The organism is Kitasatospora sp. NBC_01246, from assembly GCF_036226505.1.
Lineage (GTDB): Bacteria > Actinomycetota > Actinomycetes > Streptomycetales > Streptomycetaceae > Kitasatospora.
Map to the genome: position 1 here is coordinate 8476104 of NZ_CP108484.1, position 24037 is coordinate 8500140.

22 protein-coding genes are annotated in these 24037 nt (G+C 71.8%); 12 read left to right on the forward strand and 10 right to left on the reverse strand.

What is annotated here, in order from left to right:
- Positions 1–33 precede the first annotated feature (33 nt).
- Together OG618_RS35765 and OG618_RS35770 are read right to left on the reverse strand one after the other, a co-directional pair.
- Positions 34–1113, reverse strand: coding sequence for a hypothetical protein (locus OG618_RS35765; RefSeq protein ID WP_329491790.1), 1080 nt, complete (start codon positions 1111–1113; stop codon positions 34–36).
- Between the two features lie 146 nt (positions 1114–1259).
- Positions 1260–1724, reverse strand: coding sequence for a molybdopterin-dependent oxidoreductase (locus OG618_RS35770; protein ID WP_329491791.1), 465 nt, complete (start codon positions 1722–1724; stop codon positions 1260–1262).
- Positions 1725–1976: 252 nt separating this feature from the next.
- On the opposite strand from OG618_RS35770, the gene OG618_RS35775 reads away from it, so the two are divergent.
- From OG618_RS35775 to OG618_RS35785, 3 genes are all read left to right on the forward strand, one after another.
- The gene (locus tag OG618_RS35775; protein WP_329491792.1) at positions 1977–2801 is read left to right on the forward strand and encodes an FAD binding domain-containing protein; all 825 of its coding nucleotides are present in this window, start codon (positions 1977–1979) and stop codon (positions 2799–2801) included.
- A complete protein-coding gene (locus OG618_RS35780; protein WP_329491793.1) occupies positions 2798–5563 on the forward strand; it encodes a molybdopterin-dependent oxidoreductase in 2766 nt (921 codons plus the stop codon). Before OG618_RS35775 ends, OG618_RS35780 begins: the two co-directional genes overlap by 4 nt.
- A gap of 477 nt (positions 5564–6040) precedes the next feature.
- Complete coding sequence (locus OG618_RS35785; protein WP_329491794.1) at positions 6041–7543, forward strand: PucR family transcriptional regulator; 1503 nt, start codon at positions 6041–6043, stop codon at positions 7541–7543.
- Positions 7544–7842: 299 nt separating this feature from the next.
- Here the strand turns inward: OG618_RS35785 and OG618_RS35790 are convergent, their stop codons facing one another.
- Positions 7843–8415 (reverse strand): hypothetical protein, encoded by a 573-nt coding sequence (locus OG618_RS35790; RefSeq protein ID WP_329491795.1) that lies wholly within the window; start codon positions 8413–8415, stop codon positions 7843–7845.
- Positions 8416–8570: 155 nt separating this feature from the next.
- On the opposite strand from OG618_RS35790, the gene OG618_RS35795 reads away from it, so the two are divergent.
- The 3 genes from OG618_RS35795 (at position 8571) to OG618_RS35805 (ending at position 10691) form a co-directional block, all read left to right on the forward strand.
- Positions 8571–8813 carry an antitoxin gene (locus OG618_RS35795; RefSeq protein WP_329491796.1) on the forward strand — a complete coding sequence of 81 codons (243 nt, stop codon included), beginning with the start codon at positions 8571–8573 and terminating at the stop codon, positions 8811–8813.
- A 288-nt stretch (positions 8814–9101) separates the two neighbouring features.
- Positions 9102–9497: an ML domain-containing protein gene (locus OG618_RS35800; RefSeq protein WP_329491797.1), complete on the forward strand. Its 396-nt coding sequence runs from the start codon at positions 9102–9104 to the stop codon at positions 9495–9497.
- Between the two features lie 309 nt (positions 9498–9806).
- The gene (locus OG618_RS35805; RefSeq protein ID WP_329491798.1) at positions 9807–10691 is read left to right on the forward strand and encodes a terpene synthase family protein; all 885 of its coding nucleotides are present in this window, start codon (positions 9807–9809) and stop codon (positions 10689–10691) included.
- On the opposite strand, the gene OG618_RS35810 is transcribed toward OG618_RS35805, so the two are convergent.
- The 3 genes from OG618_RS35810 to OG618_RS35820 form a co-directional block, all read right to left on the reverse strand.
- Positions 10633–11313 carry a hypothetical protein gene (locus OG618_RS35810; RefSeq protein WP_329491799.1) on the reverse strand — a complete coding sequence of 227 codons (681 nt, stop codon included), beginning with the start codon at positions 11311–11313 and terminating at the stop codon, positions 10633–10635. The two genes, OG618_RS35805 and OG618_RS35810, sit on opposite strands and share 59 nt — an antisense overlap.
- 220 nt (positions 11314–11533) lie before the next feature.
- The gene (locus OG618_RS35815) at positions 11534–12184 is read right to left on the reverse strand and encodes a fasciclin domain-containing protein (RefSeq protein WP_329491800.1); all 651 of its coding nucleotides are present in this window, start codon (positions 12182–12184) and stop codon (positions 11534–11536) included.
- Positions 12185–12313: 129 nt separating this feature from the next.
- The gene (locus OG618_RS35820) at positions 12314–13954 is read right to left on the reverse strand and encodes a molybdopterin-dependent oxidoreductase (protein WP_329491801.1); all 1641 of its coding nucleotides are present in this window, start codon (positions 13952–13954) and stop codon (positions 12314–12316) included.
- Between the two features lie 304 nt (positions 13955–14258).
- Here OG618_RS35820 and OG618_RS35825 point away from each other — a divergent pair, with 304 nt between their 5' ends.
- The 4 genes from OG618_RS35825 to OG618_RS35840 all read left to right on the forward strand — a co-directional run bounded on the left by OG618_RS35825 (position 14259) and on the right by OG618_RS35840 (position 16733).
- Entirely contained in the window at positions 14259–14843 is a 585-nt protein-coding gene (locus OG618_RS35825) for a sigma-70 family RNA polymerase sigma factor (RefSeq protein ID WP_329491802.1), read from the forward strand.
- Positions 14840–15586, forward strand: a complete 747-nt coding sequence (locus OG618_RS35830; protein WP_329491803.1) for an anti-sigma factor — start codon at positions 14840–14842, stop codon at positions 15584–15586. Before OG618_RS35825 ends, OG618_RS35830 begins: the two co-directional genes overlap by 4 nt.
- A 72-nt stretch (positions 15587–15658) precedes the next feature.
- Positions 15659–16288, forward strand: coding sequence for a PAS domain-containing protein (locus tag OG618_RS35835; RefSeq protein ID WP_329491804.1), 630 nt, complete (start codon positions 15659–15661; stop codon positions 16286–16288).
- Positions 16289–16382: 94 nt separating this feature from the next.
- Positions 16383–16733 carry a PRC-barrel domain containing protein gene (locus tag OG618_RS35840; RefSeq protein WP_329492401.1) on the forward strand — a complete coding sequence of 117 codons (351 nt, stop codon included), beginning with the start codon at positions 16383–16385 and terminating at the stop codon, positions 16731–16733.
- 915 nt (positions 16734–17648) lie between these two features.
- On the opposite strand, the gene OG618_RS35845 is transcribed toward OG618_RS35840, so the two are convergent.
- Genes OG618_RS35845 through OG618_RS35855 form a run of 3 tightly spaced genes read right to left on the reverse strand, consistent with a single transcriptional unit; the run spans position 17649 to position 20254 of the window.
- On the reverse strand, positions 17649–18662 hold the full coding sequence (locus tag OG618_RS35845; RefSeq protein ID WP_329491805.1) for an NAD(P)/FAD-dependent oxidoreductase: 1014 nt from the start codon (positions 18660–18662) through the stop codon (positions 17649–17651).
- Entirely contained in the window at positions 18659–19180 is a 522-nt protein-coding gene (locus OG618_RS35850; protein WP_329491806.1) for an isoprenylcysteine carboxyl methyltransferase family protein, read from the reverse strand. Before OG618_RS35850 ends, OG618_RS35845 begins: the two co-directional genes overlap by 4 nt.
- Positions 19181–19186: 6 nt before the next feature.
- Positions 19187–20254, reverse strand: coding sequence for a type III polyketide synthase (locus OG618_RS35855; RefSeq protein ID WP_329491807.1), 1068 nt, complete (start codon positions 20252–20254; stop codon positions 19187–19189).
- A 79-nt stretch (positions 20255–20333) separates the two neighbouring features.
- Here OG618_RS35855 and OG618_RS35860 point away from each other — a divergent pair, with 79 nt between their 5' ends.
- The gene (locus OG618_RS35860) at positions 20334–21218 is read left to right on the forward strand and encodes a UbiA family prenyltransferase (protein ID WP_329491808.1); all 885 of its coding nucleotides are present in this window, start codon (positions 20334–20336) and stop codon (positions 21216–21218) included.
- A 1079-nt stretch (positions 21219–22297) separates the two neighbouring features.
- On the opposite strand, the gene OG618_RS35865 is transcribed toward OG618_RS35860, so the two are convergent.
- Positions 22298–23011, reverse strand: coding sequence for a hypothetical protein (locus tag OG618_RS35865; RefSeq protein ID WP_329491809.1), 714 nt, complete (start codon positions 23009–23011; stop codon positions 22298–22300).
- Positions 23012–23401: 390 nt separating this feature from the next.
- Between OG618_RS35865 and OG618_RS35870 the strand changes: the two genes are divergently transcribed.
- Complete coding sequence (locus tag OG618_RS35870) at positions 23402–23791, forward strand: hypothetical protein (RefSeq protein ID WP_329491810.1); 390 nt, start codon at positions 23402–23404, stop codon at positions 23789–23791.
- Positions 23792–24037: the final 246 nt, after the last annotated feature.

Here is a 24037-nt window from a genome sequence, read left to right on the forward strand (position 1 = left end):
GGCCGGTTCCGGCCCGTGCGGTATGGCGGTGGGTCAGATGCCGTCGTTGGCGCACAGCGCCCAGGCGTCGGAGTAGTTGCCGGTGGAGCCTGCGCCGCCGGTGTGGGCGTAGGCGGTCCAGTACGACGCGGTGGTGCTGCCGTCGGCGATCGGGTTGCCGCCCGAGTCGCTGGGGTAGCTGCCGTTGAGGTGGTCGCCGCCGGAACCCGGGCCGGTGAAGTCGGTGCCGGTCAGATTGCCGCTGCTGATGGCCGCGCCGCCGCTGATCAGCTTGCCGTCGTTGCCGCCGCAGCCGACCGTCGTCTTCTGCCCGGTGGTCGCCGTGTTCGGTCCGCTCGCCTCGGTGTTGCGGACCGTGACGGTTGCCCCCGTGACGTTGATGTTGTTGCCGCTGCAGATGGCGTAGGCGTAGGTCTCGTTGGTGCTGCCGCCGCCACCGCCGTTCCAGCCGACCGCGGCCCAGGAGTCGGGGTTGGTCTCGCCGTTGGCCGCGGCCTTCTGGCCGTAGTCGTGGGCGGAGTTGTTGAAGGTCGGATAGCTCGCGATCGGCTTGAGGCTGCCGACGTCGGCCGGGGTGGTGCGGGCGCCGCCGCCGAGCAGCCGGGTGCCGGACGGGCAGGTCGCCACGGTCAGGGCCACGGTTGAGGCCGTGCTGGGACCTGCGACCTTGTTCATCACCACCTGGGTGTGGTTGATCAGGTTGCTGGTGAAGCAGACCGCGTACGGAGTGGTGGAGAACGAGGTGTTGACGGCGCCGCCGCTGCCGCCGATGGCCAGCCAGTGCGTCACGTCGGTGCCGACCACGCCGGTGGAGCCGAGGTACTCGGTGGAGCCGTCGGAGCTGGGTTCGGTGCCGTTGACATGGTTGCCGTTGGACGAAGTCCCGGTGCCGATCGCCTGGTTGATCCCGCCGCCGGAGATCAGGCCGCTCGCACAGTCCGCGTGGGTGGAGATCTCGGCGAACGTCGAGGCGGGGCCCGCGGTGGCGCCGGGGGTCTTCACCGTGACGCTCACGGTGTTGGCGTAGGCGCTGCCCGGCACCGCAAGCGCCACGACGGCGCCGATCACGAGCGCCTTCCCCAGGGTGACGCGGCGCAGAAAGCCCTTGGACATCGAGCAGTCCTTTCTCGTGCCGACGCTGCAAGGACGGCGTCAGCGGTCTGGGGGACGGGGAGGAGAGGAGCGCTGAAAGCCTGGCGGACGACCCGCAGGTAGACCATTGGTGATCCACACGGTGTGCTGCCGCTCCGCCCGGGTGATCACCCATGCGGGGGCTCACCGTCGGACGGGGCCCCCCACACCTCGGTGATCCCGCTGATGTACCGGGCCCCGCAGTAGTCCGCGGGCACCACGAGTTGCGGCCCAGCGGTGTCGAGCGGTGCTCCGTCGATGCTCGTGGCCAGGAGGATCTGCTGACCGCCGAAGTCAGGGTCGATCTCCGCCCAGGACACGACCGCGCAGTGTCCGTCCGCACCGGTGACGGTCAACAGGAACCGCAGCCGCTCCCTGCGCCCTTGGAGATCCACCCGGGGGCGAGCCGCACGCACGACATCCCACAGCCGGGGACCGTCGAAGCCGTGCCGCTGGTCTCCGTTTCCGAGGCAGTTGAACCGCGCCTCGACATGGTGGGAGGGCAGGTCTCGCAACTGGGCGACGGTCAGCTCGGCCGGCTCGTCCAGCAGCCCGTGGAGACGGATGGAGACGGGTGCTTCGGGTCTGCTCACTGGTTACTCCCTGCGGCCGGTTTCCAGGTCGCCGTAGTGTTACCCACAGCCTGCGCAGATACCCGGCTAACTGGGGTCAGAGAGTCGCAGATGCCGGGTTAGCCGATAGCTATAGCTAGCAGGTGCGGCAAGCCACTGTGTTGGTCGATCACCCAGCCCCGGCGGCCGGGGCTGGTGCGCCCGCCCACTCGTTTCGGCTGGTGAGGCGCTGCTTCAATCGCCGTGTCGATCTGTCGAGGATGGTGGTTGCACGTGGATCTGAACACGGTGGTGGAGCTGCGTGACGCGCGCAGTCGCGGGACCTGGCGGCCCGGCGACGCCTGGCTGGGTGGCGGGACCTATCTGTTCTCGGAGCCGCAGCCGCACATCCGCCGCCTGATCGATCTCAGCCGGATGGGCTGGGAGCCGGTCCGAATGACGTCCGACGGTGACCTGGAGATCGCCGCGACCTGCACCATCGCCCAGCTCTCCCGCTTCGCCCAGGGCGCGGACTGGCCGGTGGCACCGCTGGTGGAGCAGTGTTGCCGGGCCTTCCTGGCCTCGTGGAAGGTCTGGAACATGGCCACCGTCGGCGGCAACCTGTGCAACGGGCTGCCTGCCGGGCCGATGATCTCGCTGACCGCGGCGCTGGACGGAGTGTGCACTCTGCTCTCCCAGACGGGTGAGGTGCGCGAGGTGCCGGTGAAGGACTTTGTGATCGGCGCCGGAGTGAAGATCCTGCGACCCGGCGAGCTGCTGCGCTCAATCACCGTTCCCGCCCGGGCGCTGGCGAGCCGTACGGCCTTCCGGCAGGCGTCGCTCTACGGGCTCGGCAGATCCGGCGCCTTGCTGATCGGCGCCCGTGACCCGATCGACGGCGAGCTGGCCCTGACCGTCACCGCCTCGACCGTGCGGCCGATCCAGCTGCGCTTCGCCGTGCCGCCGAACACTGAGGCGGTACGCGAGGCACTGGACCAGGGGATCCGTCCGGAGGAGTACTTCGACGACATTCACGGATTCCCCGCCTGGCGGCGCCACATGACCTACCGCTTCGCCGAGGAGATCCGCCGCGAACTGATCCAGGAGGCCGGACGATGAGCTTCACCATCCGCGTCAACGGCGAGGACACCGACGTCGAACCGCGCGCCGGCCAGTGCCTGCGTACCTATCTGCGCGAGCGGGGCTGGTTCGGCGTCAAGAAGGGCTGCGATGCCGGCGACTGTGGCGCCTGCACGGTCCAGGTCGACGGCGAGGCGGTGCACAGTTGCATCTACCCCGCCTTGCGCGCCGAGGGCCGGACGGTCACCACCGTCGAGGGCCTGGCGGTGAAGGGCGGCGAACTCCATCCGATGCAGCGAAAGTTCCTGGATGCGCAGGGCTTCCAGTGCGGCTTCTGTACGGCCGGCATGCTGATGACCACCTCCGCCGAGGCCTTCGATGAGGAGAAGCTCGCCGACCTGCCGAGGGCGCTGAAGGGAAGCCTGTGCCGCTGCACCGGCTACCGGGCGATCGAGGACGCCATCCGCGGCGTCAAGCACACCGAGGAACCGTGCGCCGGCCAAGCCGTCGGCCGCAGCCTCGGCGCGCCCGCCGGACCTCACGTGGTCACCGGCACCGCCCGCTACACCTTCGACCTCCACATCGACGGTCTCCTGCACATGAAGTTGCTGCGCTCCCCGCACCCGCACGCCCGGATCGTGTCCATCGACACCGCGGCGGCCCTACGGGTGCCCGGCGTGGTCGCCGTGTTCACCCATGAGGACGCCCCGCAGAAGCTGTACTCCTCGGCCCGGCATGAGCACCCCACCGAGGACCCGGACGACACCCGGGTCCTGGACGACGTGGTCCGCTTCGTCGGCCAGCGGGTCGCCGCCGTGGTGGCGGAGAGCGAGGGCGCGGCGGAGGAGGGCTGCCGGAGGATCGTCGTCGAGTACGAGGAACTGCCGTACGTCATCGACCCTGAGCTCGCCATGCTGCCGGGCGCGCCGGTGATCCATCGCAAGGGGGTGGAGTCGCGGATCGCCCGCCCGGAGAACAACGTCTGCGGCGAGGCGCACAGCGAGGTGGGCGACGTCGAACTGGGCTTCGGTGAGGCCGACCTGGTCTACGAGGAGACGTTCCGGACCCAGCGGGTGCAGCACGCCAGCCTGGAGACGCACGGCTGCGTCGTGTACTTCGAGGAGTCCGAGGAAGCGGGCGGGGAGCGGATCGTGGTCCGCTCCTCCACCCAGGTGCCGTTCCTCACCCGGCGTGCCCTGTGCTACCTGTACGACCTGCCGATGGAGCAGGTCCGGGTGGTCGCGGGTCGGGTCGGCGGCGGGTTCGGCGGCAAGCAGGAGATGCTCACCGAGGACATCGCGGTGCTCGCGGCGCTGCGGCTGCGCCGGCCGGTGAAGCTGGAGTTCACTCGTGCCGAGCAGTTCTACGGCGCCACCACCCGGCACCCGTTCACGGTCAGGGTGAAGCTCGGCGCGCGACGGGACGGCACCCTGACGGCCATCCAGTTCCGGGTGGTCGCCAACACCGGCGCGTACGGCAACCACGGTCCGGCGGTGATGTTCCACAGCATCGGCGAGTCGATGGGCATCTACCGGGCGCCCCACAAGAAGGTCGACGCCTACTCCGTCTACACCAACTGCGTCCCCGCGGGCGCCTTCCGCGGCTACGGCCTCGGCCAGGTCACCTTCGCGGTGGAATCCGCGATGGACGAACTCGCCCGGCGGTTTGGGATCGACCCGCTGGCGCTGCGCGAGAAGAACATCATCGGCCCTGGCGAGCACATGGAGGGCCCGCTCGGCGAGGAGGAGGACCTGCACATCGCCAGCTACGGTCTCGACCAGTGCCTGCAGGTGGTCCGCGACGCCCTCGACAACGACACCAGCGCCGAACTCGCCCCCGCGGGCTGGCTGGTGGGCCAGGGCTTCGCCATGTCGGCCATCGCCTGCGGGCCACCCGGCGGCCACATCGCCGACGCCACGGTCAAGCTGCTGGAGGACGGCACCTACGACATCGCCGTCGGCACCGCCGAGTTCGGCAACGGCACCACCACCGTGCACAAACAGATCGCCGCCGGGGCGCTCGGCACCACTGTCGACCGGATCGTCATCCGGCAGTCCGACACCGACCTGGTACGCCACGACACCGGCGCCTTCGGCTCGGCCGGCACGGTCGTCGCCGGCAAAGCGGTGATGAAGGCCGCCAACGCGCTCGCCGAGCAGATTCTCTCCTTCACCGCCGAGTACGCCCGTACCCCGCGCAGTCTGCTGCGGCTCACCGCGGAGGCAGTGGAGTGCGACGGGCGGGTGGTGCCGCTCAAGGAGCTCTTCGAAGCAGCACGCGGGCAGGGCGTCGAACTCACGGCCGACGGCCACTTCGGCGGCTCCCCGCGCTCGGTCGCCTTCAACTCCCAGTGGTTCCGCATCGCCATCGACCCCGACAGCGGCGAGATACGCATCCTGCGCAGCGTCCACGGCGCCGACGCCGGCAAGGTGATGAACCCGCTACAGTGCCGAGGCCAGGTCGAGGGCGGCGTCGCCCAGGCCCTCGGCGCCACCCTCTTCGAACAGGTCCTGGTGGACGACCGCGGAGAGGTCACCACGGCCGCCTTCCGCCGCTACCGGCTGCCCGCGTACGCGGACGTGCCCCGCACCGAGGTGCACTTCACCGAGACCTCCGACGCGATCGGCCCGCTCGGCGCCAAGTCGATGTCCGAGAGCCCCTTCAACCCCGTGCCGCCCGCCTTCGCCAACGCGCTGCGCGATGCCACCGGCATCCGCTTCACCGAGGCACCGTTCCTGCGGGACAAGGTCTGGCGGGCGATCGACGAGCACCGCAGGCGCGGCCACCGTCGCGCGGACTGAGCACCGACGGCGCAGGTGCGAGTACGCAGAGCCACCGCGGACCCGCACCGTCACGGGCAGGAGCGGGCGACGCCCCAGGCTCCCGCCGGCGAAAGCCCCGGGCCCAGGGGCGCAAACGCGTCGGCGTCGGCGTGCACCGTCCGGGGGCGCGGGAGACGGTGTCGCCCGCTTGAGGAGATCCGGGCGTCCTGAGCTTCCCGCGTCCCTGGGCCGTGCACGCCGACGCCGGGAAGCGGTGGCGGACCGGATCGGCCGACGTCGGTCGCGTCCGGACGGGTCCCTTCGGTCCTGCCGCACCCGATTCAACCGGAGCGCCAGTGTCGGGACCACTGGACAACGACCCCACCCGCGCACCTGGCCATCGGGTGATCGAACAAGAGGGAAGACCTGGCGGCGGCATCGCATCTACGATGCCTGCTCAGCGTTGAATCTCGCATCTGCGAGGTGGAGCCGCGTGTGGAGTACGAGGAGCACACCATGATCGTCGGAGACCTGCTGGAGCTGGACGACCTGCATATCGAGGTCGCCTGGGCGGCCCCGCACATGCTCGGCCGCGAGGTGAGCGGAGTGACCTCCACCGACCTGCAGGATCCGGCGCGCTACCTCCAGCCGGGGGAACTCGTCCTCACCGGGCTCGTCTGGTGGCGGCCCGATGACGGCCAGGCCGCCATGCGCTTCGCCAACTCGCTGCGCACCGCCGAAGTCGCCGCGCTCCTGGCCGGCGAGGGCACCCACGGCGCCGTTCCGCCGGAGCTGGTCGACGCCTGCCGCCGCCACGGCGTACCCCTGCTGTCGATACCGGCCGGAACCAGCTTCCGTGCCGTCACCGATCGCATCTACCTGCGCCTGTGGGGCGACCTCCAGTCGCACTCCGAGGGCAAGGCGGCACTGCCGGCCGCAGCACGCCGCACCCTCACGCAGATGACCCGCGCACAGGCGCCGCTGGCCGACCTCCTGCAGCGGGCCGTGACCGACCTCGGACTGCCCGGGTGCTCCCTGACCACCGGCGCCGGCCGACTGCTGGCCGCCTCCGCCACCCCGCCCAGGACCGCCTCCGCCTTCGAGACCCCGATACCGGTCCCGGTCGGCCCACCCGGCGACTCGCCCTTCGACGGGTGGCTGCTCCAACCCCAGACCGAACCCGGCCCCACCGCCACCACCATGCTGCACGGCCTGGCCGAACTGCTCGCACCTCTCGCCACTCGCGCCCGGGCCACCGCCTCCGCCCAGCGGCAGACCGGCACCCGACTGGTCGAACTGCTCGATTCCGGCGCCGAAGCCGACATCGAGGCCGAACGCGCGCTCGCGCTCTCCGGACTGCCGGCCCAGCGGCGGCTCACCCCGGTCGCCGCGCGGATCGACAGCACCTCCGAGACCTGGACGGCAGCCGCCCTCGCCGAGGCACTCTACGAACTGCCGGACCCCTTCATCGCCGCCCCCGACGGCCGGGGCGGCGCGGTCGCACTGTCCACGGCATCTGAGGAGGCGATCGCCACGACGCTGCACACCCTCCTGCCACGCCTGGAGTCCCGACTGACCAGCCGCCGACGCCTGCGCCTGGGCATCGGCCCCACCGTCGAACCGCTCGCCGCCGAACTCAGAACGGCGCTCGTCCAGGCCCGCTACGCGCTCCACGTCCAACCACCCGGCTCCATCGGCCGCTGGTCACAGATCACCACCCTTGAGACACTGCTCCGGGGCGTGCCCCCCGAAATCACCGCCGGCTTCCGCCGACGGCTCCTCGCACCACTGATCGAACACGACCGCACGAACTCCGTGTCCCTGCTGGACACGCTCGACGCCTTCCTCCGGCACAACGCCTCCTGGGCGAAGACCGCCGAAGCCCTCCACATCCACGTCAACACGGTGCACTACCGGATCAAGCGCATCGAGGAACTCACCGGCCGCAGCCTGCTGCACCTCGACGACCGGATCGACCTGTGGGCAGCCCTGCGGTGTACCTCCGAGCGTGTCTCGTGACCACACTCGACGAGCAACTGTGCAAACAACGCCGTGCCGGCGTCCGAGGATGCCAGTCCCCGGCTCGGTCCTGCTGTTGCTCTCGGCGGTGCGCCACAGGTTCGTCGGCCAGCCGTCGCCGAGCGGCGCCGCACGACCGGCCACAGGATCGGCCCCTTCCAGACGTGACGGGACTGTCGCGCGGCAGCACCATCCTGCACGGACGGCCCCAACCGGCCCCGACCCCGAGCCGGACTGCACGGACTGCCGTCGGCCCCACCGTCGCCGAACTCCTCGCCACCCTCCTGCACTGACCACACTCACACGCACCCGCCTCCGGGCCATCGCCGTCCGCGCGCGCAATTCCAGGGAGCGAGGAGCGGCGGGCGGAGGAGCGGGTCGGGGCAGCCGGCCCGTCGGCCATGACGCCGGCCTTCGCAAGGGCCGCCACACCGCCGAACGCCGATCAACAACTTAAGGCCTGGGCGCGACATGATCAGCGCCGGACGGGAATCCGCCGCCCGGGTGGCGAGGGTGGCGATGACGTCGTCGGCTTCGGTGTCGTCCACCTCGATCCACCGGATCCCGTGCGCGTCCAGCCCGTCCTTGACCGGGGTGAGGAACTGCAGCGGCTTGAGTGCTTCCGGCGTCGCCTCCCGGTTCGCCTTGTACTCCTGGTCGGTGGCAGCTCGTTCGGCGGAGCCGTGCTCGCCGTCGAAGACCACCAGGACCTCGGGTTCCGTGACGTCGAGGTCGTCACGGATCGCGGCGCGCAGCAGGGGGAAGAACGCGAACAGCCCAGTCAGCTCGCGGGTTTTGTCGCGGGAATGGATCGGCGCGGGGAAGCCGAAGGTGCCGGCCCACAGGAGGTTGAATCCGTCGACGAGCAGCAACGGAGCAGGGGTAGCTGTGGTTTCGGGCATCACGACACCGCCTCCAGAAAGAAGTCAGCGATTCGGCGGGGCTCGAACGGGGCCGCCCGCCGATACACGGTCTGTGTAGTCGCGGCGTACAGTATGTCATCTTCCAGAAGGGTTTGTGCCGCCTTGTGGAGGGCGACCGACCCCTCGTCGTGGTCGACGAGCAGGTGGTCGCCGTGGCCCGTCGGGCCGATCAGGGCCGGCATGCTGAAGGCCACGAGGACCAGTCCGCCAAGTCCATCGACAAGGCTGGCGACCTCGTCGACCCCGAGACCGGGGCGACGTACGAAGCTGAGACCGACGCCGCCCAGGACAAGCTGAAGGCCGAGCTCGACGACGACGCGGACACGGACACCCCGCCCAAGGGGTAGGGCGCAGCGAAGGCACACCTTTCGCACGTCGCCGAGTGGAACCTGCGCAGGGACGGCTGCCTTCAGCCCAACCGGCGGTCACGGCCGCGAGCGTGCCAACGCCCGCTGGTGGCTGCGGGCTTACGGCATCGACCGGCCCGGGGAATCCGGTTCCAAACGCTCCAGGGGAGAGAGCGCCCGATCGGATGAAGCGGCCGACGTGGAGCCGACCGCCCGGGGCTCAGCCGACCATCATGGTCACCAGACCCGCCACCGGTTCGCGGTGGCCTCACCCATGGGATGTGCAGCATGGCCGACTGGAGCTACGAAGACCGCGGAACTCCGGAGGATGTCCTCCTGATCAGCAGCATCGATGTGACCCCCGATCCGCCGGCGCCGGGCAAGGACCTGGCCGTCAACGTCGCGGGCCATCTCCAGAAGTTGCTCGACGACGAGGCGTACGTCGAGACCACGGTGAAGCTCGGGCTGATCAAGCTCCTCCAGAAGCGGCAGACCTTGAAAGAGTTCTTCGCCGAGTGGGGTGGGTCGGTGCCGTCGGCAACGGGTCCGTTCACCGTCGAACTCTCCAAGGCGCTGCCGAGAGAGATTCCGCGGGCCAAGTTCACGATTCGGCTCGACGCCTACACCGGAGCCGAGGAAGAAGCCTTCTGCCTGGAACTGAAGGTCAACTTCATGGCCTCCTGACCCGCAAGGGCAGCCATCCGGGTGCGCGGGAAGGCAGCTCCCCGTACGGCCCTTCCCGTAGCCCGGACATGACGGATACATCGAGCCCAGCGCCATCAGCGAGGCCGGGCAGGCGGTCGGCCGTGGCCGGACCCGACCTACCGACGTCAGCCAGAGCTGGAACGGCGCCCGCCTGCTCACCCCTCTTCGTGAAGATCTTTGGATCTTGCCTTGTCGCGCGAGCGGTGGGGCCAGGCTGGGGGTTGATACTGGTGGGCTCGCGTAATCAACTGTCGCGTATTCACTGCCGCAGGAAGCCCGCGCGGCGGGGTGCAGCGGCCGCTGTCCGACGCCGTCCGGAACAGCGGCACCGTGCGGTCCCTGGAGCGGACGGCGGCGGACCACGCCGGCCTGGTCAACGACCTCTTCTCGTTCCAGCGGGAGGTCGAGTTCGAGGGGGACTTCCACAACGCCCCGCTCGTGGTGCGGCACTTCTTCGACTGCGGCTACCCGGGAGCGGCCCGGGTCGTCGCCGACCTCGCCACCGCACGCCTCGACGAGTTCGAGCATCTGGACACCGCCGAACTGCCCTTCCTCTGCGACGACTTGGACCTCGACGGCACAAAACGGCAGACCGTCGCCGACCACGTCGAGCGGTTCAGGACCGTCATGACCGGCAACCTGCACTGGCACGCCGTCAGCGGCCGCTACCGCGAGGCCGACCTGCGTCAGCACGACGGTCGCACCCTCTCCAGCCCCGCCGGCCTCGGCACCGCCGCCGCCCGCCTCCCCCGCCGGCCGCACCGGACAGCCCCGGCACCAGCCGCGTGTAGCGATGCCTGCGGGCCCGGCCCCCGTGGCGGGTCATCCCGGAGCGGCGCTACGGCGAGCCGTGGACATGCGGACGATCATCGAGAGTCCGGCCGAGGAAGGAAGCCGAGCGGCAGCAGCACGACAGGACGTGGGACCCGACCGACACCGACCGCGCCGGACGACCCGGCCGCCCTCGCCGTCGTCGGCGAGGCGGTGGTGCGCACCCTGACGGGCGACCTCACCGTGGACAACACGGACCGGTTGCAGCACGCCCACGACCAGGTCGTCGGCGAGGCCGAGGGCCTGGTGGCCGTCGACCTGGCCGACTTCACCCTGAGCGGTGTCAGTGCAGTGGGCCGCACAGGGCCGGGGCGGTGGCTTCCTGGGGCAGGGCGGGGTTGAGTTCGCTGGCGCCCAGGACGTTGTCGTAGCGGCCGTTGCCGTTGTAGTCGATGCCGTGGACGACGACGACGGCATTGTCGTTCCGGACCTGCTGCGCTACGTCGGAGGTCAGCTGGATGGTGCGGCTGTAGTGGAAGGTCCCGGAGGACGGGAAGCGGTCGACGGCCAGGGCGCTGCCGGGGCTGGTGTCGCCGGTGGTGGTCAGGGAGGTGCCGATCGGGCCGTAGGCCGGCAGGCCGTCGGTGGTGCTGATGGCCTGGTGTCCGTTGTGGTCGCCGGCGGCGTCGGCGGTGGGGCATTCGCCGTTGCCCTTTTCGTGGATGTGCATGGCGTGCGGGGCGCCGTTGAGGAGCCCGGTGGCGTTGACGGCGATGCGGGCGGTGTTGTCGCTGTTGAGCTGCACGGTGGCGGTGCCGACGCTGTGGACGTGGTTGGTGGGGACGGGCAGCAGGATGGCCAGGGTGAAGGACGACTGGTGGGGGGCGAGGAAAGCCGAGGTGCGGAAGGGGGTCGTGGTGCGGCCTTCGTCGATGCCGGTGCCCTCGTGGGCGAAGGCGGGTGCGCCGGCCGCGCCGAGCAGGACGGCGGCCAGGAGGGGTGCTGCGAGGTGTCGTAGGTTCACGGCGGATGCTCTCCGGTGAGGGGGTCCGCGCGGTCCGCGGCGCCCGCTTCGCGGATGGGCGGGACTGCTGCCGGCTGAACTGCGCGCTTCCTACTGAGGGTTCGCAGGCACCGGGGCGACGGCTTGGTGGGCGGGCGAAGTAACTTCGTGGCCGATCGGTGCCGACGGCTGGAACGCGGCCGGCCGCCGACCCCCGGCGTGGTCGGCGGCCGTGCAAGGCTCAGGACGTGGGCATCAGGACGGTGTCGACGATGTAGACGGTGGCGTTGGCGGTCTGAACGTTGCCGCACAGCACCTTGGAGTCCTTGTTGACGGTGAACTCCTGGCCCGAGCCGGTGACGGTCAGCTCGCTGCCCTCGAGCGTCTTGTGGGTGCCGGGCAGCGCGGCGGGGGCGAGGCGGTTGGGGGTGACGTGGTAGGTGAGGATCTTGGTGAGCTTGTCCTTGTCGGCGAGGACCGCGTCCAGCTGTGCCTTGGGGATCTTGGCGAACGCGTCGTTGGTCGGGGCGAACACGGTGATGTTCTGGGCGGAGTTGAGGGTGTCGACCAGGCCGGCCTGCTTGACCGCGGTGACCAGCGTGGACAGCAGCGGGTTATTCGAGGCCGCGGTGGCGACGGGGTCCTTGGCCATGCCGGTGAACGATCCGGCGCCGTCCTTCGGCACGGCGGCACAGGCGGCGCCGAAGGGCTGGTCCATCACCTGCACGGGCGTGGCCGTGGCCGGCACGGCGGAGGAGGCGGCTGCGGACGCGGACGGGGTGTCCATGGCGGTTCCGCTGCCACTGCTGCTGCAGGCACTCAAGGTGAGGGCGAGCGCGCCGGCCGCCAGGACGGTGGCCAGGGAGGAGCGGCGGATGGGGGACAGCGACATGAGGTTTCTCCTGATCTGGATGGGTTCATGAGGTAGTGGCGTACTGATTCGGGCTGGCGGAAGGTCGGCCCGAAGCCTTGGTGGTTGCTGCTGACTCGGCCACGGGCCGGGCCCGGGCGGTCGGGCGGGTCAGGTGACGGTGACGACGGTGCTGTGCCAGCCGGTCGCGCCGGCCGGGAACGGCGCGGCGCGCTGCTCGGTCTGGACGGCCCCCGAGGCGTCCGTGGCCCGCACCTCGATGCGATGGGTGCCGGGCCGCGCCGCGGACCAGGTGTGGGTCCACTGCCGCCACAGGTCCGGTCCGCCGTCGGCGGCGAGCTGGGCGGTCTGCCAGGGGCCGCCGTCGATGCGCACCTCCACGGCGGCGATGCCCCGGTGGGTGGCCCAGGCGGTTCCCGCGAGCGTGACGTCCCCGGCGGGGACGCGGGCGAAGGGGGCGGGGACCTCGATGCGGGAGGCGGTGCGTACCTCGCCCCGGCGGTCCCAGCCGCGTCGGACCCAGTACGGGTCGTACGCGGCGAAGGTGGTGACGTCCAGGTCGACCAGCCACTTGGTGGCGGAGGTGTAGCCGTAGAAGCCCGGTACGACGCTGCGGCAGGGGAAGCCGCGGGCCACCGGAAGGGCCTCGCCGTTCATCGCGACCGCGAGCAGTGCCGGGCGGCCGTCGAGCACGGACTCCAGCGGCGTGCCGATGGTCATGCCGTCCTGGGAGCGGCCCACCAGCTGGTCCGCGCCCGGTCGTACCCCTGCCCGGCGCAGCAGGGCGGGCAGTGAGGCGCCGAGCCAGCGGGTGGTGCCGACGTACGGGCCGCCGACCTCGTTGGAGACGCAGGACAGGGTGTGGTCCAGCTCCTGGAGCGGCAGGCGCAGCAGGTCGTCGAACGTGAGCAGGATCGGGTGGTCGACCATGCCGTGGATGCGCAGTGACCAGTGCCGGGGGTCGATCCGGGGCAGGGTGAGGGCGGTGTCGACGCGGTAGAAGTCCGCGTTGGGGGTGGTGAACGGGGACAGGCCGGGCACCGCGGGGTGGAGGGAGCCGGGTAGCGGCGGCAGGCGTTCGGCGGGTGCGGGGAGACGGACCGCGGCCCGGGCGGCGGCGATGTCGTAGCGGTTGTCAGAGAGCGCTCGTCCGCCGAAGCCGGTGAGGGCGCCGAACGCGACGGTGCCGCCCGTGACGGCCAGGACGGTGCGGCGGCTGGGGCCGTGCGGAGGCACGTCGACAGCCGGCCGCTCGGTGACGGCGAGGGGTTCGGGGAGCCGCGCGCCGGTCCCGTCGGGGGATGCGGTGGCCGCGGCCCCGCGCAGAAGTCGGGCGAGGAGGAGCATCGCGGCGAATCCGACGATGCCTGCGGTGACGGCGGGCAGTGCGCCGGTGGTGGTGGCGCCCGGTCGTGAGAGGGCGGCCCAGATGCCGACGCCGCCGAAGAGCGCGAACACCGTGGCGCCGGCGAGCGGCCGTCGTCGGGCGAGGATTCCGGCGAGGGCGGCGAGCAGGGCCATGCTGAGGTAGATGCCGGTGAGCAGGACGGGCTTGTCGTTGGTGCCGAAGGTGCGGACCGCGTATTCCTTGAGCGGAGTCGGCGTGAGGTCGATCGCCGCCGACCCCACCGCGTACACGGGTGCGGTGTCGGGTCCGGTGAACGCGGCGACCAGCTCGCCCGCGCCGACGGCCGCAGCGGCGGCGGCCAGACCGGTGGCGGCCGCCGCGGCGGACCGCAGGATCCGGTCGCGCACGTCTCGGGAGGGGCTCTTGATGCTCACGTCGGCCATTCGGCGCATCCAGGTCGGCGGATGGGTGCCGCTTCTCGGGGCCACCCGCGCAAGTGAACGGAAGGCGAATGCCCACCGCCCGCGCGTGAGGCGTGATAAGGAGGCGCGGTTCGAAGAACGCAGGTTCAATCGCCGGCCCGGCAATCCGCGGAGGCCGCGGCATCGAAGAACCGGTGTCACTTCTCGTTCGTCGGCTCTGGCGGGACCGCTCCCGCCGGGTCATGGAGGTTCCCTTGATCCCCTTCGTCCCGCCTTCGGCCCTTTCGGCCCTTTCGGCCGGGCCCTTGTTCGTGCAGGTCCCGCAGTGAGCGCGGTGCTGCGCCTGTCCGGTCCCGGCCGACCGGGTCCAGACCTGAAGGAACTCGTCGGGAAGGTCGCCCTGGGCGATCAGGATGCCTTCAGCAGCCTCTACGACGCCGTGGCCGGGCCAGTGCTCGGGCTGGTGCGCCGGGTGGTGCGCGATCCGGCGCAGTCGGAGGAGGTCGCGCAGGAGGTGCTGCTGGAGGTGTGGCGCAAGGCCGCCCAGTACCGGCCCGATCGGGGCGAGGTGATGGCATGGGTCCTGACCATCGCGCACCGGCGCGCGGTGGACCGGGTGCGCGCCGCGCAGGCGACCGCCGACCGTGAGCACCGGATCGCCGCCGCCTCGCACACCCCGCCCTTCGACGAGGTCGCCGAGCAGGTCGAGGGCCGGCTGGAGCGGGAGCAGGTCCGGCGCTGCCTCAAGGGCCTCACCGAGCTGCAGCGCGAGGCGCTGACCCTGGCCTACTTCAGCGGTTTCACCTATCCGCAGGTGGCGGAATTGCTCGGGGCTCCGCTGGGAACCATCAAGACACGGATGCGCGACGGCCTGATCCGGCTCCGCGACTGCCTGGGGGTGACCGTATGAGTACCGCAGACCTGCACACCCTCACCGGCGCGTACGCCGCGCACGCCCTCGACCTCGACGAACGCGAGGAGTTCGAACGCCACCTGGCCCATTGCCCGGCGTGCGCTCTGGAGGTCGCCGAGTTCTCGGCCACGCTCGCGCGTCTGGGCTCTGCCCAGGCCGTGTCGGTGCCGCGCGACTTCAAGCAGCGGGTCATGGCGTCCCTGGACACGACCCGTCAGGAACCTCCGCGATCGAGGCAGCAGCCCGTGGGCAGGCGCGGCGGACAGCGACGCCGGGCCGTCTACCGGCTCGCGCTGGCGGCGTGCCTGGCGGCGGCGCTCGGTGCGGGCGGAATCGCGGTGCAGCAGTACCATCAGGCCGACCAGGCCCGGGCCCGGGCGGCGGTGCTCCAGCAGCAGCAGGACCGGATCGGCGGCCTGCTCACGGCACCGGACGCCCGCACCGCCAGCGGCCCGGTCACCGGCGGCAGCGGCGTGGCGACCGTGGTGTGGTCCAGGAACCAGGACACCGCCGGGCTGCTCGTCTCCGGGTTGCCCGAGCTCAAGACCGGCACCACCTACGAGTTGTGGTTCAACGACGGCGGCACGATGCGCCCCGCCGGCCTGATGCAGTCCGCCAGTGGGGCAACGCTGTTGACCGGGCCCGTGAACGGCGCGACCGGCATCGGGGTGACCGTCGAGCCGGCCGGCGGCTCGGCGCAGCCCACAGGAGCGCCGGTGGTGCTGCTCCCGTTCGCCTGACCCTTCACGGCCGGTTCCGCTGCCCGTCGGGCAGCGGAACCGGTGCATCTCTTGCCCTCGCCGCGAAACGGTGTGATCCGCCTGGTCAACGCCCAGACGGAAACGCTGTTCGGCTACCCGCGGGATGAACTCCTCGGCCGCCCCGTGGAGATCCTGGTGGCACAGCGGTTCCGAGAGCAGCACCCCGGCCACCGAGTGGGCTACTCCGTCAACCAGCAGGTCCGTCCGATGGGCGCCAATCTGGAACTGTACGGACTGCGCCGCGACGGGGCCGAGTTCCCCGTCGAGATCAGTCTCAGTCCCTCGCAGACGCCCGACGGACTCCTGATCTCCGCCGCGGTGCGCGATGTCTCCGAACGCAAAGCCGCCGAGGCCCGCTTCCGGGCCCTGCTGGAAGCCGCCCCGGACGCCATCGTCATCGTGGACGACTGCGGGACCATCCAGCTCGTCAACGCCCAGACCGAAGCCCTGTTCGGCTACCGACGCGAAGAACTGCTCGGGCACCGGGTCGAAGTCCTCGTTCCGCAGCGTTCCACCATCACCACCCCTCCCGACGATGACGTCGGTGGCCCACACCACAGGGAACATGCCCGTCCCGTCGCCCCCGGTGACCGCTACCCACTTCAAGGCCCCGAGGGGATCCTCGCGCTGAACAGGACCCGGACCCGCGGGCGCGGAGCGGATGCGGGCGCTGCGAGATGAACTCGACGGATCGTGGATGACGACGTGTGCGGGGTGCTCGGCGCGGGCAGGCGGCGGTTCACACACCGACACCGAGGAGGCAGTTGTGAGCGGCATGTGGGACTACCAGAAGGCGACCGGTTACACCCCGGGCACCGACCTGACCGGTTTCCGGGTGGAAGCCGCGGACGGCCACATCGGCAAGATCGACAAGCACACGGAGGACGTCGACTCGGCGCACGTCGTCGTCGACACCGGCCCGTGGATCTTCGGCAAGCACGTCCTGCTGCCCGCGGGCACCGTCGTGCGGGTGGACTCCGACGAGAAGACGGTGTGGATCAACCGCACCAAGGACGAGATCAAGAACGCGCCGGAGTTCGACCCCGACAAGCACAGCGACGACGCCGGCTACCACACACAGGTCGGCGGCTACTACGGCGACCCCACGGCGGACCCCCGCCTCTGAGAACCGCACCGGCATCCGGCCCGGACCCCCGCCCCGGGGGTCCGGGCCGCCGCTGTCCACGGTGCGGGTCCGTCTCGGCCCCCCGGCAAGTACAGGCGGGAGTACGAACGGGGCGGTGACCGTGCCCCTCCCGGTGGTTCGACGGACGATGCCGGCACACACCGTGCCGGCCGTCGCCGAACTCGTCGCCGCCGAGCGCGCCGGCGGGCACCTGGCCGCACGCTGATCCGGCGAGATCCGAAAGAGAAGGCCCAGAGGGCCACCCGGGAACGGCCGAGGGCCGCATCCGCCGATCGGAGGGTGTGGCCCGCGGAATCGCTCGGGCGAGCCGGGAGCGGCCCGCGGAGGTGCTCAGGCGACGTCGATGTAGAACTTCTCGTCACCGCCGCCGTTGGCGTTGAACTGGCAGTTCACCGTGCCGCCGGGGCCGGTCGCGGCGGTCACGCCGCTGCCGACCACCAGGCGTTCGGTGCGCCGAATTCCGGAATCGGAATGTCGATCGACGCCGACCCGGACAGCATGGTGAATCGCCGAACGGGACGGCTTTCCCGCTGCCGACGATGAATGTGCCGCCCCCGATTAAGCTTCCTGCTGACGCAGGCCCCGCACTGACTGTAATCGGGCCGGTGCGGCTGTCCAGAGTCCCATTTCCGCTTAGCCGGACGGATCATGGGATGTGCCCGCGAAATGCCCGCTGACCTGGGAACGGCGGTTTGTCGGGGACGGATATCCCGTGCGGATCGACGGGGCGGCGGATCAGAACCACCCCGGCGGGGTGTTGGCGGCCGTCCGGTCCAGCGTGTCGAGATCCGAAAGGAACGGCCTGGCCCCGGATGGTGCCCGTGCGCGGCGCGTTCAGGGCACGAGGTTCATGGAACCGATTCGCCGGCACCATCACCACGGACGTCATCACCGTCAGGTGAGGCGGTTGACCAGGGCGGTGAAGAGCGCGGGGGCGCGGGTGGCCAGGGGGACGATCCGTGGGCCCAGGAGCGGGTTGACGCGGGCTCGTACCAGTGCTCCGGTGAGCAGGCGGTGGTCGCGGGTGGCGCGGCGCCAGGCCCGCTCGTAGTCCAGCGGCCGGCCGGCGCGTACGCAGCGCACCAGGTGGGCCGCGCCGGTGAGGGCGAGCGAGATGCCCTCGCCGGTGAGCGCGTCGATGTAGCCGGCGGCGTCCCCGACCAGCAGGACGCGTCCCGCCACCCTGGCCCGTACCCGCCGGCGCATCGGTCCGGCGCCGCGTACGGCCGAGCCACTGTGGGCGGTGAGGCGGTGAAGGAGTGCGGGGAACGCGGGCAGCAGTGCGTCGAACGGCAGTCGCTCGCCGGTCAGGACGGCGACGCCGATCCGGTCCGGGCCGAGCGGGGTGACGTAGGCCTCGCCGAGTGCGGACCAGTGGACCTCCACGCAGTCGGTCCAGGGCGCCACCGCGAAGTGCCGTCGCAGTCCGTAGCGCGCGGGTCGCGGGTCGGGGCGTTCCAGGCCCAACTGCCGGCGCAGGGGCGAGTGCAGGCCGTCCGCGGCGGCCAGGTAGCGGGCGGTGAGTCCGGCGGCGGTGATGCTGTCGCGGTCCTGGTGGACGGAGGTGACCTTCCCCGCCAGCACCGGCACGCCGAGTTCGGCCGCCCGGCGGGACAGTGCGGCGTGCAGGACGGTGCGCCGCACGCCCATCCCCGCCTCGTGGCGGAACCTGCCCTCGGCGCGGTGGCGGTCGTCCAGGTAGCGGATGCCGCGGATCGGGTGGCCGACCACCGGCACGTCCAGGGCGGCCAGGGCGCGGACGGCCCCGGGCATCAGTCCCTCGCCGCACGCCTTGTCGATCGGGGCGGGACGTGGTTCGAGGACCACCGTGTCGAGCCCGGCCAGGGCGGCGTGGATCGCGGTGGCGAGGCCGGCGGGGCCGCCGCCGGCGACGAGGAGGTCGATCACGTCGACGCCGTGGCGCAGTCGGCCAGGGCGGCGTTCTCGCAGCGCAGCCGGGTGGCGAGCAGGGGGAGATTGAGCAGGGTGAAGGCGGTCGCGGTGAGCCAGGCGCCGTGGACGAGGGGCAGGGCGGCGCCCTCGGCGACGACGGCGAGGTAGTTCGGGTGGCTGAACAGCCGGTAGGGGCCGGTGCTGACCAGCGGCAGGTGGGGCACCACGATGACCCGGGTGTTCCAGCGCGGCCCCAGGGAGTGGATGCACCACCAGCGCAGGGCCTGGGCGGCGAGTACGAGGATCAGCATGGGCAGGCCCAGGGCCGGCAGGAAGGGACGGTGCGCGAGGTGGACCTCGGCCAGACAGCCGGCCAGCAGTGCGGTGTGGAGCAGGACCATGACGGGGTAGTGGCCGGAGCCGTGTTCGACACCGCCGCGTGCCCGGCTCCAGGCGGCGTTGCGGCGCGCGACGGCGAGTTCGGCCAGGCGCTCGACGGCGACCAGGAGGACCAGCAGCGTGTACAGGGGCATCCGGGCCTACCAGCGCAGGAGGACGAGTTCGGAGCAGAAGCCCGGTCCCATGGCGAGGAGCAGACCGGGGCCGCCGGGGGGTGGTGGCGGGTCGTGGGCGAGGGTGTCGCGCAGGATGTGCAGGACGGAGGCGGAGGAGAGGTTGCCGACCTCGGCCAGTGAACGCCGCGTCAGTTCCAGCGCGCGGGCGTCGAGCCCGAGGCTCTCCTGCAAGGCGTCCAGGACCTTGGGTCCGCCCGGGTGGGCGACCCAGCCGGTGACGTCCGGCGGCTTCAGGTCGTGTTCGGCGAGGAAGGACCGGACGTCCTCGCCGACGTGCAGGCGCACCAGTTCGGGCAGTTCGGCGCCGAGGACGATGGTGAAGCCGCTGTCTCCGATGTCCCAGCCCAGCGCGCGCTCGGTGCCCGGGTACAGGCGGCTGCGGGTCGCCGCCACCCGCGGCCCCGCGAAGTCCCCGGACCGCGGGTGGTGGCGTCCGACGGCCACCAGGGCGGCGGCGCCGTCACCGAACAGGGCACCGGCCACCATGTTCGGCACGGAGGTGTCGGCGCGCTGCAAGGTGAGGGAGCACAGCTCGACCGAGAGCAGGACCGCGACGTGCCCGGGATGGCCCTGGAGGTAGTCGTGCAACCGGGCCAGGCCCGCGGCGCCGCCCACGCAGCCCAGGCCGAAGATCGGCACCCGCTTCACGTCCGGCCGCAGGCCCACCCGCCCGGCCAGCCGGGCCTCCAACGAGGGCGCGGCGATACCCGTCACCGAGGTGGAGACCACCAGGTCCACCTCCTCGGGCGCCAGACCGGCCGCCGCCAGGGCGCCGCTCAGGGCTTCCTCCGCCAGCCGCAGCCCCACGTCGATGAACAGGTCGTTGGCCCGACCGAACCCGCCCGACTCGCGGTAGCGCTCCAGCGGCAGAGCCAGGTGGCGGGTGCTGACCGCGGCGGTGGCGTGCAGCCGTTGGAGGACGCCGCGCTGGGCGTCGGACGCCGCGCACATCGCCGTCAGGGCCTCGGTGATCTCACCCTGCTCGTACCGGTGCGGCGCGAGCACGCCGTGGACAGCCGCGATTGTGGTCACCGGCTCACCCTAGACGTGATCTGATACTTCATCATGAAATGACCGCCAGTCGGCGATTTGCCCGATCTAGCATGAGGACGTGCACACCACCGGAGTCCGGCCCGCGACAACCCCGACCGTTCAACCGCAGTCCAGGAGGGGCGCAGCGGCACGGGGGCTGCTGGCCGCCTCCCACGCCGCGCCCGCGCTCGCCGTCACCGCCGTCGTCACCGCTCTCGCCGTGGCCTGGGGGCGGGGCACGGCGGGAAGCGCGCTGGTGGCCTCGGCGGTCCTGACCGGGCAGCTGTCGGTGGGCTGGTGCAACGACCGGATCGATCTTCACCGCGATCTCGCCACCGGCCGCACCGACAAGCCGCTGGTGGCCGGCGTCGTTCGCCCGCGGAGCGTGGCCGCCGCCGCCGGGGGCGCACTCGCGCTGTGCGTCCCGCTCTCGCTGGCGGGCGGACTGGCGGCGGGCGCCGCCCACCTCGTCGGGGTCGCGGCGGCCTGGTCCTACAACCTGGGCGTCAAGCGCACGGCGCTGTCCTGGCTGCCCTACGCCGGGGCCTTCGCGCTCCTGCCCGCCTTCGTCACCCTCGCGCTGCCCGGCCACCCGTGGCCCCCGGCGTGGGTGACGGCGGCCGGCGCCCTGCTCGGTACGGGTGCTCACCTCACCAACGCGCTTCCCGACATCCCCGGCGACCTGGCCACCGGGGTGCGTGGTCTGCCCCACCGCCTCGGCCCGCACCTCACCCGCGCCCTGGCCGCGACCCTGCTGCTGGCCGGGGCGGCCGCCCTCGTCCTGGGACCGCCCGGGCCCCTCACCACCACCGACCGGGCCTGCCTCGCCGCCACCGGCACGCTCGCACTCACGGTCGCCCTCCCCACCCGCGACCCGCGCAGCCGCCTGCCCTTCCTCGCCAGCCTCGCGCTGGCCGCCCTGGACATCGCCCTGCTCCTGCTGCGCGGCACCGCTCTCACCTGACAGCGGCACGCGCGGCCTCGTCACACCGCACCGCCTCGCTCACCGTCCGATCCGCCGGGAGTATCGCGGCGCCGGGGCGGTGACCGGTGCGCGGGCCGGGAAGGACGGATTGGGCCATTCGGGCCGTGTCGGGGCCCTGGGCCGTCGCGCAGGTCGCCACAGGTAGCCGGGAGCGGGACGGGCGAGCGGGCCGGGTCCGCGAGTTGCCGCCGCCCACGGCCGCCTTCACGAGCACAGGACACCGGCGCGGGTGGACCCGCTCTCCGCGATCGTCCGAGGAGGCCCCGCCGCCACGTCACCGCCGACTCCGCGCTCCGGCGGACGGTCCGCAGTAGTCGCCTGCCGTCGTCGCCATCGATCTCACGGACCCGCGCGCGTTCGGCGGCGTGATCATTCTGACGGCCCCGTGCCGCTCAGCGGCTCCCAGGAGTCACCGGGTCCTGGCCACCTGAGCAGGGCCTACGGGGGCTGGATGGTGCGGCCCGGCGCATCGTCGGCGGGTGATCGGCACTCATTTCACAGCGCCTGGCCTGCACGGCGGAGATGCTGAGTATGGCGCCGGGTGAGCCGACGTCGGGCGGTGGCCGCTTGCGACAGACCGCTCCTGCCGCGCGCGGGCCGCAATCCGGCGATGACGAAGATCGCGGCGAGAAGCAGAGGCGCTGACAGAAGGACGAGGACGGGCATCATCGGACTCCTCACACAAGTGGTCGAGCACGTATCCGGGTCTGTGCACGAGAGTGGTGTGGAGATCACTTGCCCGCTGAGAGGTCGCCCAATCCCGGTCGTGAGACGCGGCGTTCGGCGCGCCGTGGCCGGCTCCCGGGGCAGACGGACCCCGCGCACGCACCCGCACGCACAACCGGGCCGGCCGCGACTCGGCACGACGAGGCCGGTGGGCCGCTCCCACAGACGTCCGCTCGCTCCGCGCGGCAGTACGAAGGCCGGGGAAGTAGGTGACCTTCGCACCACTGCGGCCGGACGCGCGGGGCGCGTCCCGGGGCCGGTCGGAACGAATCCGACCGGCCCCGGAAGGTCCACTACCCCAGCGGCGTTCGCCACCCGGCAGGTGCGCGGGGTCAGCTCGTCGGCAGTGCCTCGAACAGGCCGCGGCCCGCACGCTGTGCCCGGCCGGCCTTGACGAGCCGTTCCAGGGTCGTGCGGACGTTGTCGTCCGTGCTGCCGGGGCCGAGGGTCGCGGAGACCTCGCCCGCCCGCACCGGCTTGCCGGCCGCGGCGAGGGCGTTCAGGACATCGTCGGCGATCCCACGGGATCGCTTCGGCGCCGTCAGGGCTGCCGGAGCCGGCGAGGCCGACTTCTTCGCCGGGGTCTTCTTCGCGATCCGTGCCTTGGGCTTGCTCTCGGCCGGGCCGGCGCCGGCTTCGGCGGCCGCAGGGGTGGTCCCGCGGGGCTTGCGTGCGGTCCGCTTGGCGGGCGCTGCCTTGGTGGCGGGCGCCCGACGTCGGGTTGCCTTCTTCGGTTCCGGTTCGTCGGCTGCGGGGAGCGGCCCCGCGGCGGCCCCGGCCGGCTCCGGCTCCGCTGCCGCCGGAGCTTCTTCGGCGGACACGGGTGGGGGAGTGGCGGGCTCGGCTGTCGTGCCGACGGAGGGCCGCAGGGCCGCGTCGGCTGCGAGCAGGCCGTCGAGGGCGACCCGCAGCGAGGTGACGTACGCGGCGACTCGCCCCAACTCGCTTTCGAGCGCGGCTTTCTGCTCCTCGAGCCGGGAGAGCTGGCCCTCGACGAGCGTGATGGCGGCTGCGACGCCGGAGTTCGTGTCGACGGAAGGTGCCAAGGGGTGACCTCACTCACATGTGGGAACGGCGACCGCCGTACGGATGATCGCCTTCATGACGCGCCTGCCCGCTCTGCACCCGGGCAACCCTGCAGGGAGCCGGGGACAGCAGCGAACCTCACGGGCTGTTCGAACATCCGCCCAAGGTGGCACTCGCGTGTCTGGTCGGATCCCGAAGGGCCCTCGAAGAGTTCGGCCGTCACGACACCGCGCTCCTCGACCCACCGCGGCTGCGCCATGCCCGGGACCATCCACCGGCCCCACCGACCCGGTGTCCTCCACCCTCCACCTGGACGGTGATCGTGCCCGGCCCGGCTCCCGCCTCGGATACCGTTCTCCTACACGGGGTGCCATAACGGATGTGGCGCCCCCTACGGAGGTAGCCAGCGTATGAGTTCCAAGCGCAGCCAGAATCCAGCCCTGCCCGTCCTCGACGACGCCTACCGGCTCGCGTCGGTCAAGGACACTGAAGAGTCCACCCGCGACCTGGCCGCACGGCTGGCCACCACCGAGCTGCGCCGCGCCTCCCACCCCGGCCGGGTCACCTGGGATCCCACCGATCAGGCCGAGCCCGTACCGGCCCCGCCGACTGTGGTCGACGGCGACGGGGACCTGTGGCTGAGGGACCGGGGAACCGGCACCTGGACCATGCCCGAATTCGACCCGAAGACGTTCCCGGCCCGCTGTGGCGAGGTCCTGACGTGGAGCGAGCTCTCCTGTGAGTACGGCCCACTGACCGCACTGGCCGACGACCGCCACGTCGGCGGCCGCCGCCGCTGACCGTGCGGCCCACTGGGTCGACCGCGCCCCGGAAGGACACCGACCCGGCCCTGACCGTGGCCCTTCTCCTCGATCCGGAGCGGATCTGGCCACACGGTCCGCCGGGTTGTCCAGGCGGTGTGCTCGCGCTTCGAGGTGCTGCGTGAGCCTGTGGGCAAGCGAACCACCGCCCCGGGACGCCTGACCGGTGATGCCCTGGGAGCAGCCGCACAGCAGTGGTCGAGGCGGAGCCCACCTGCTGGTGAC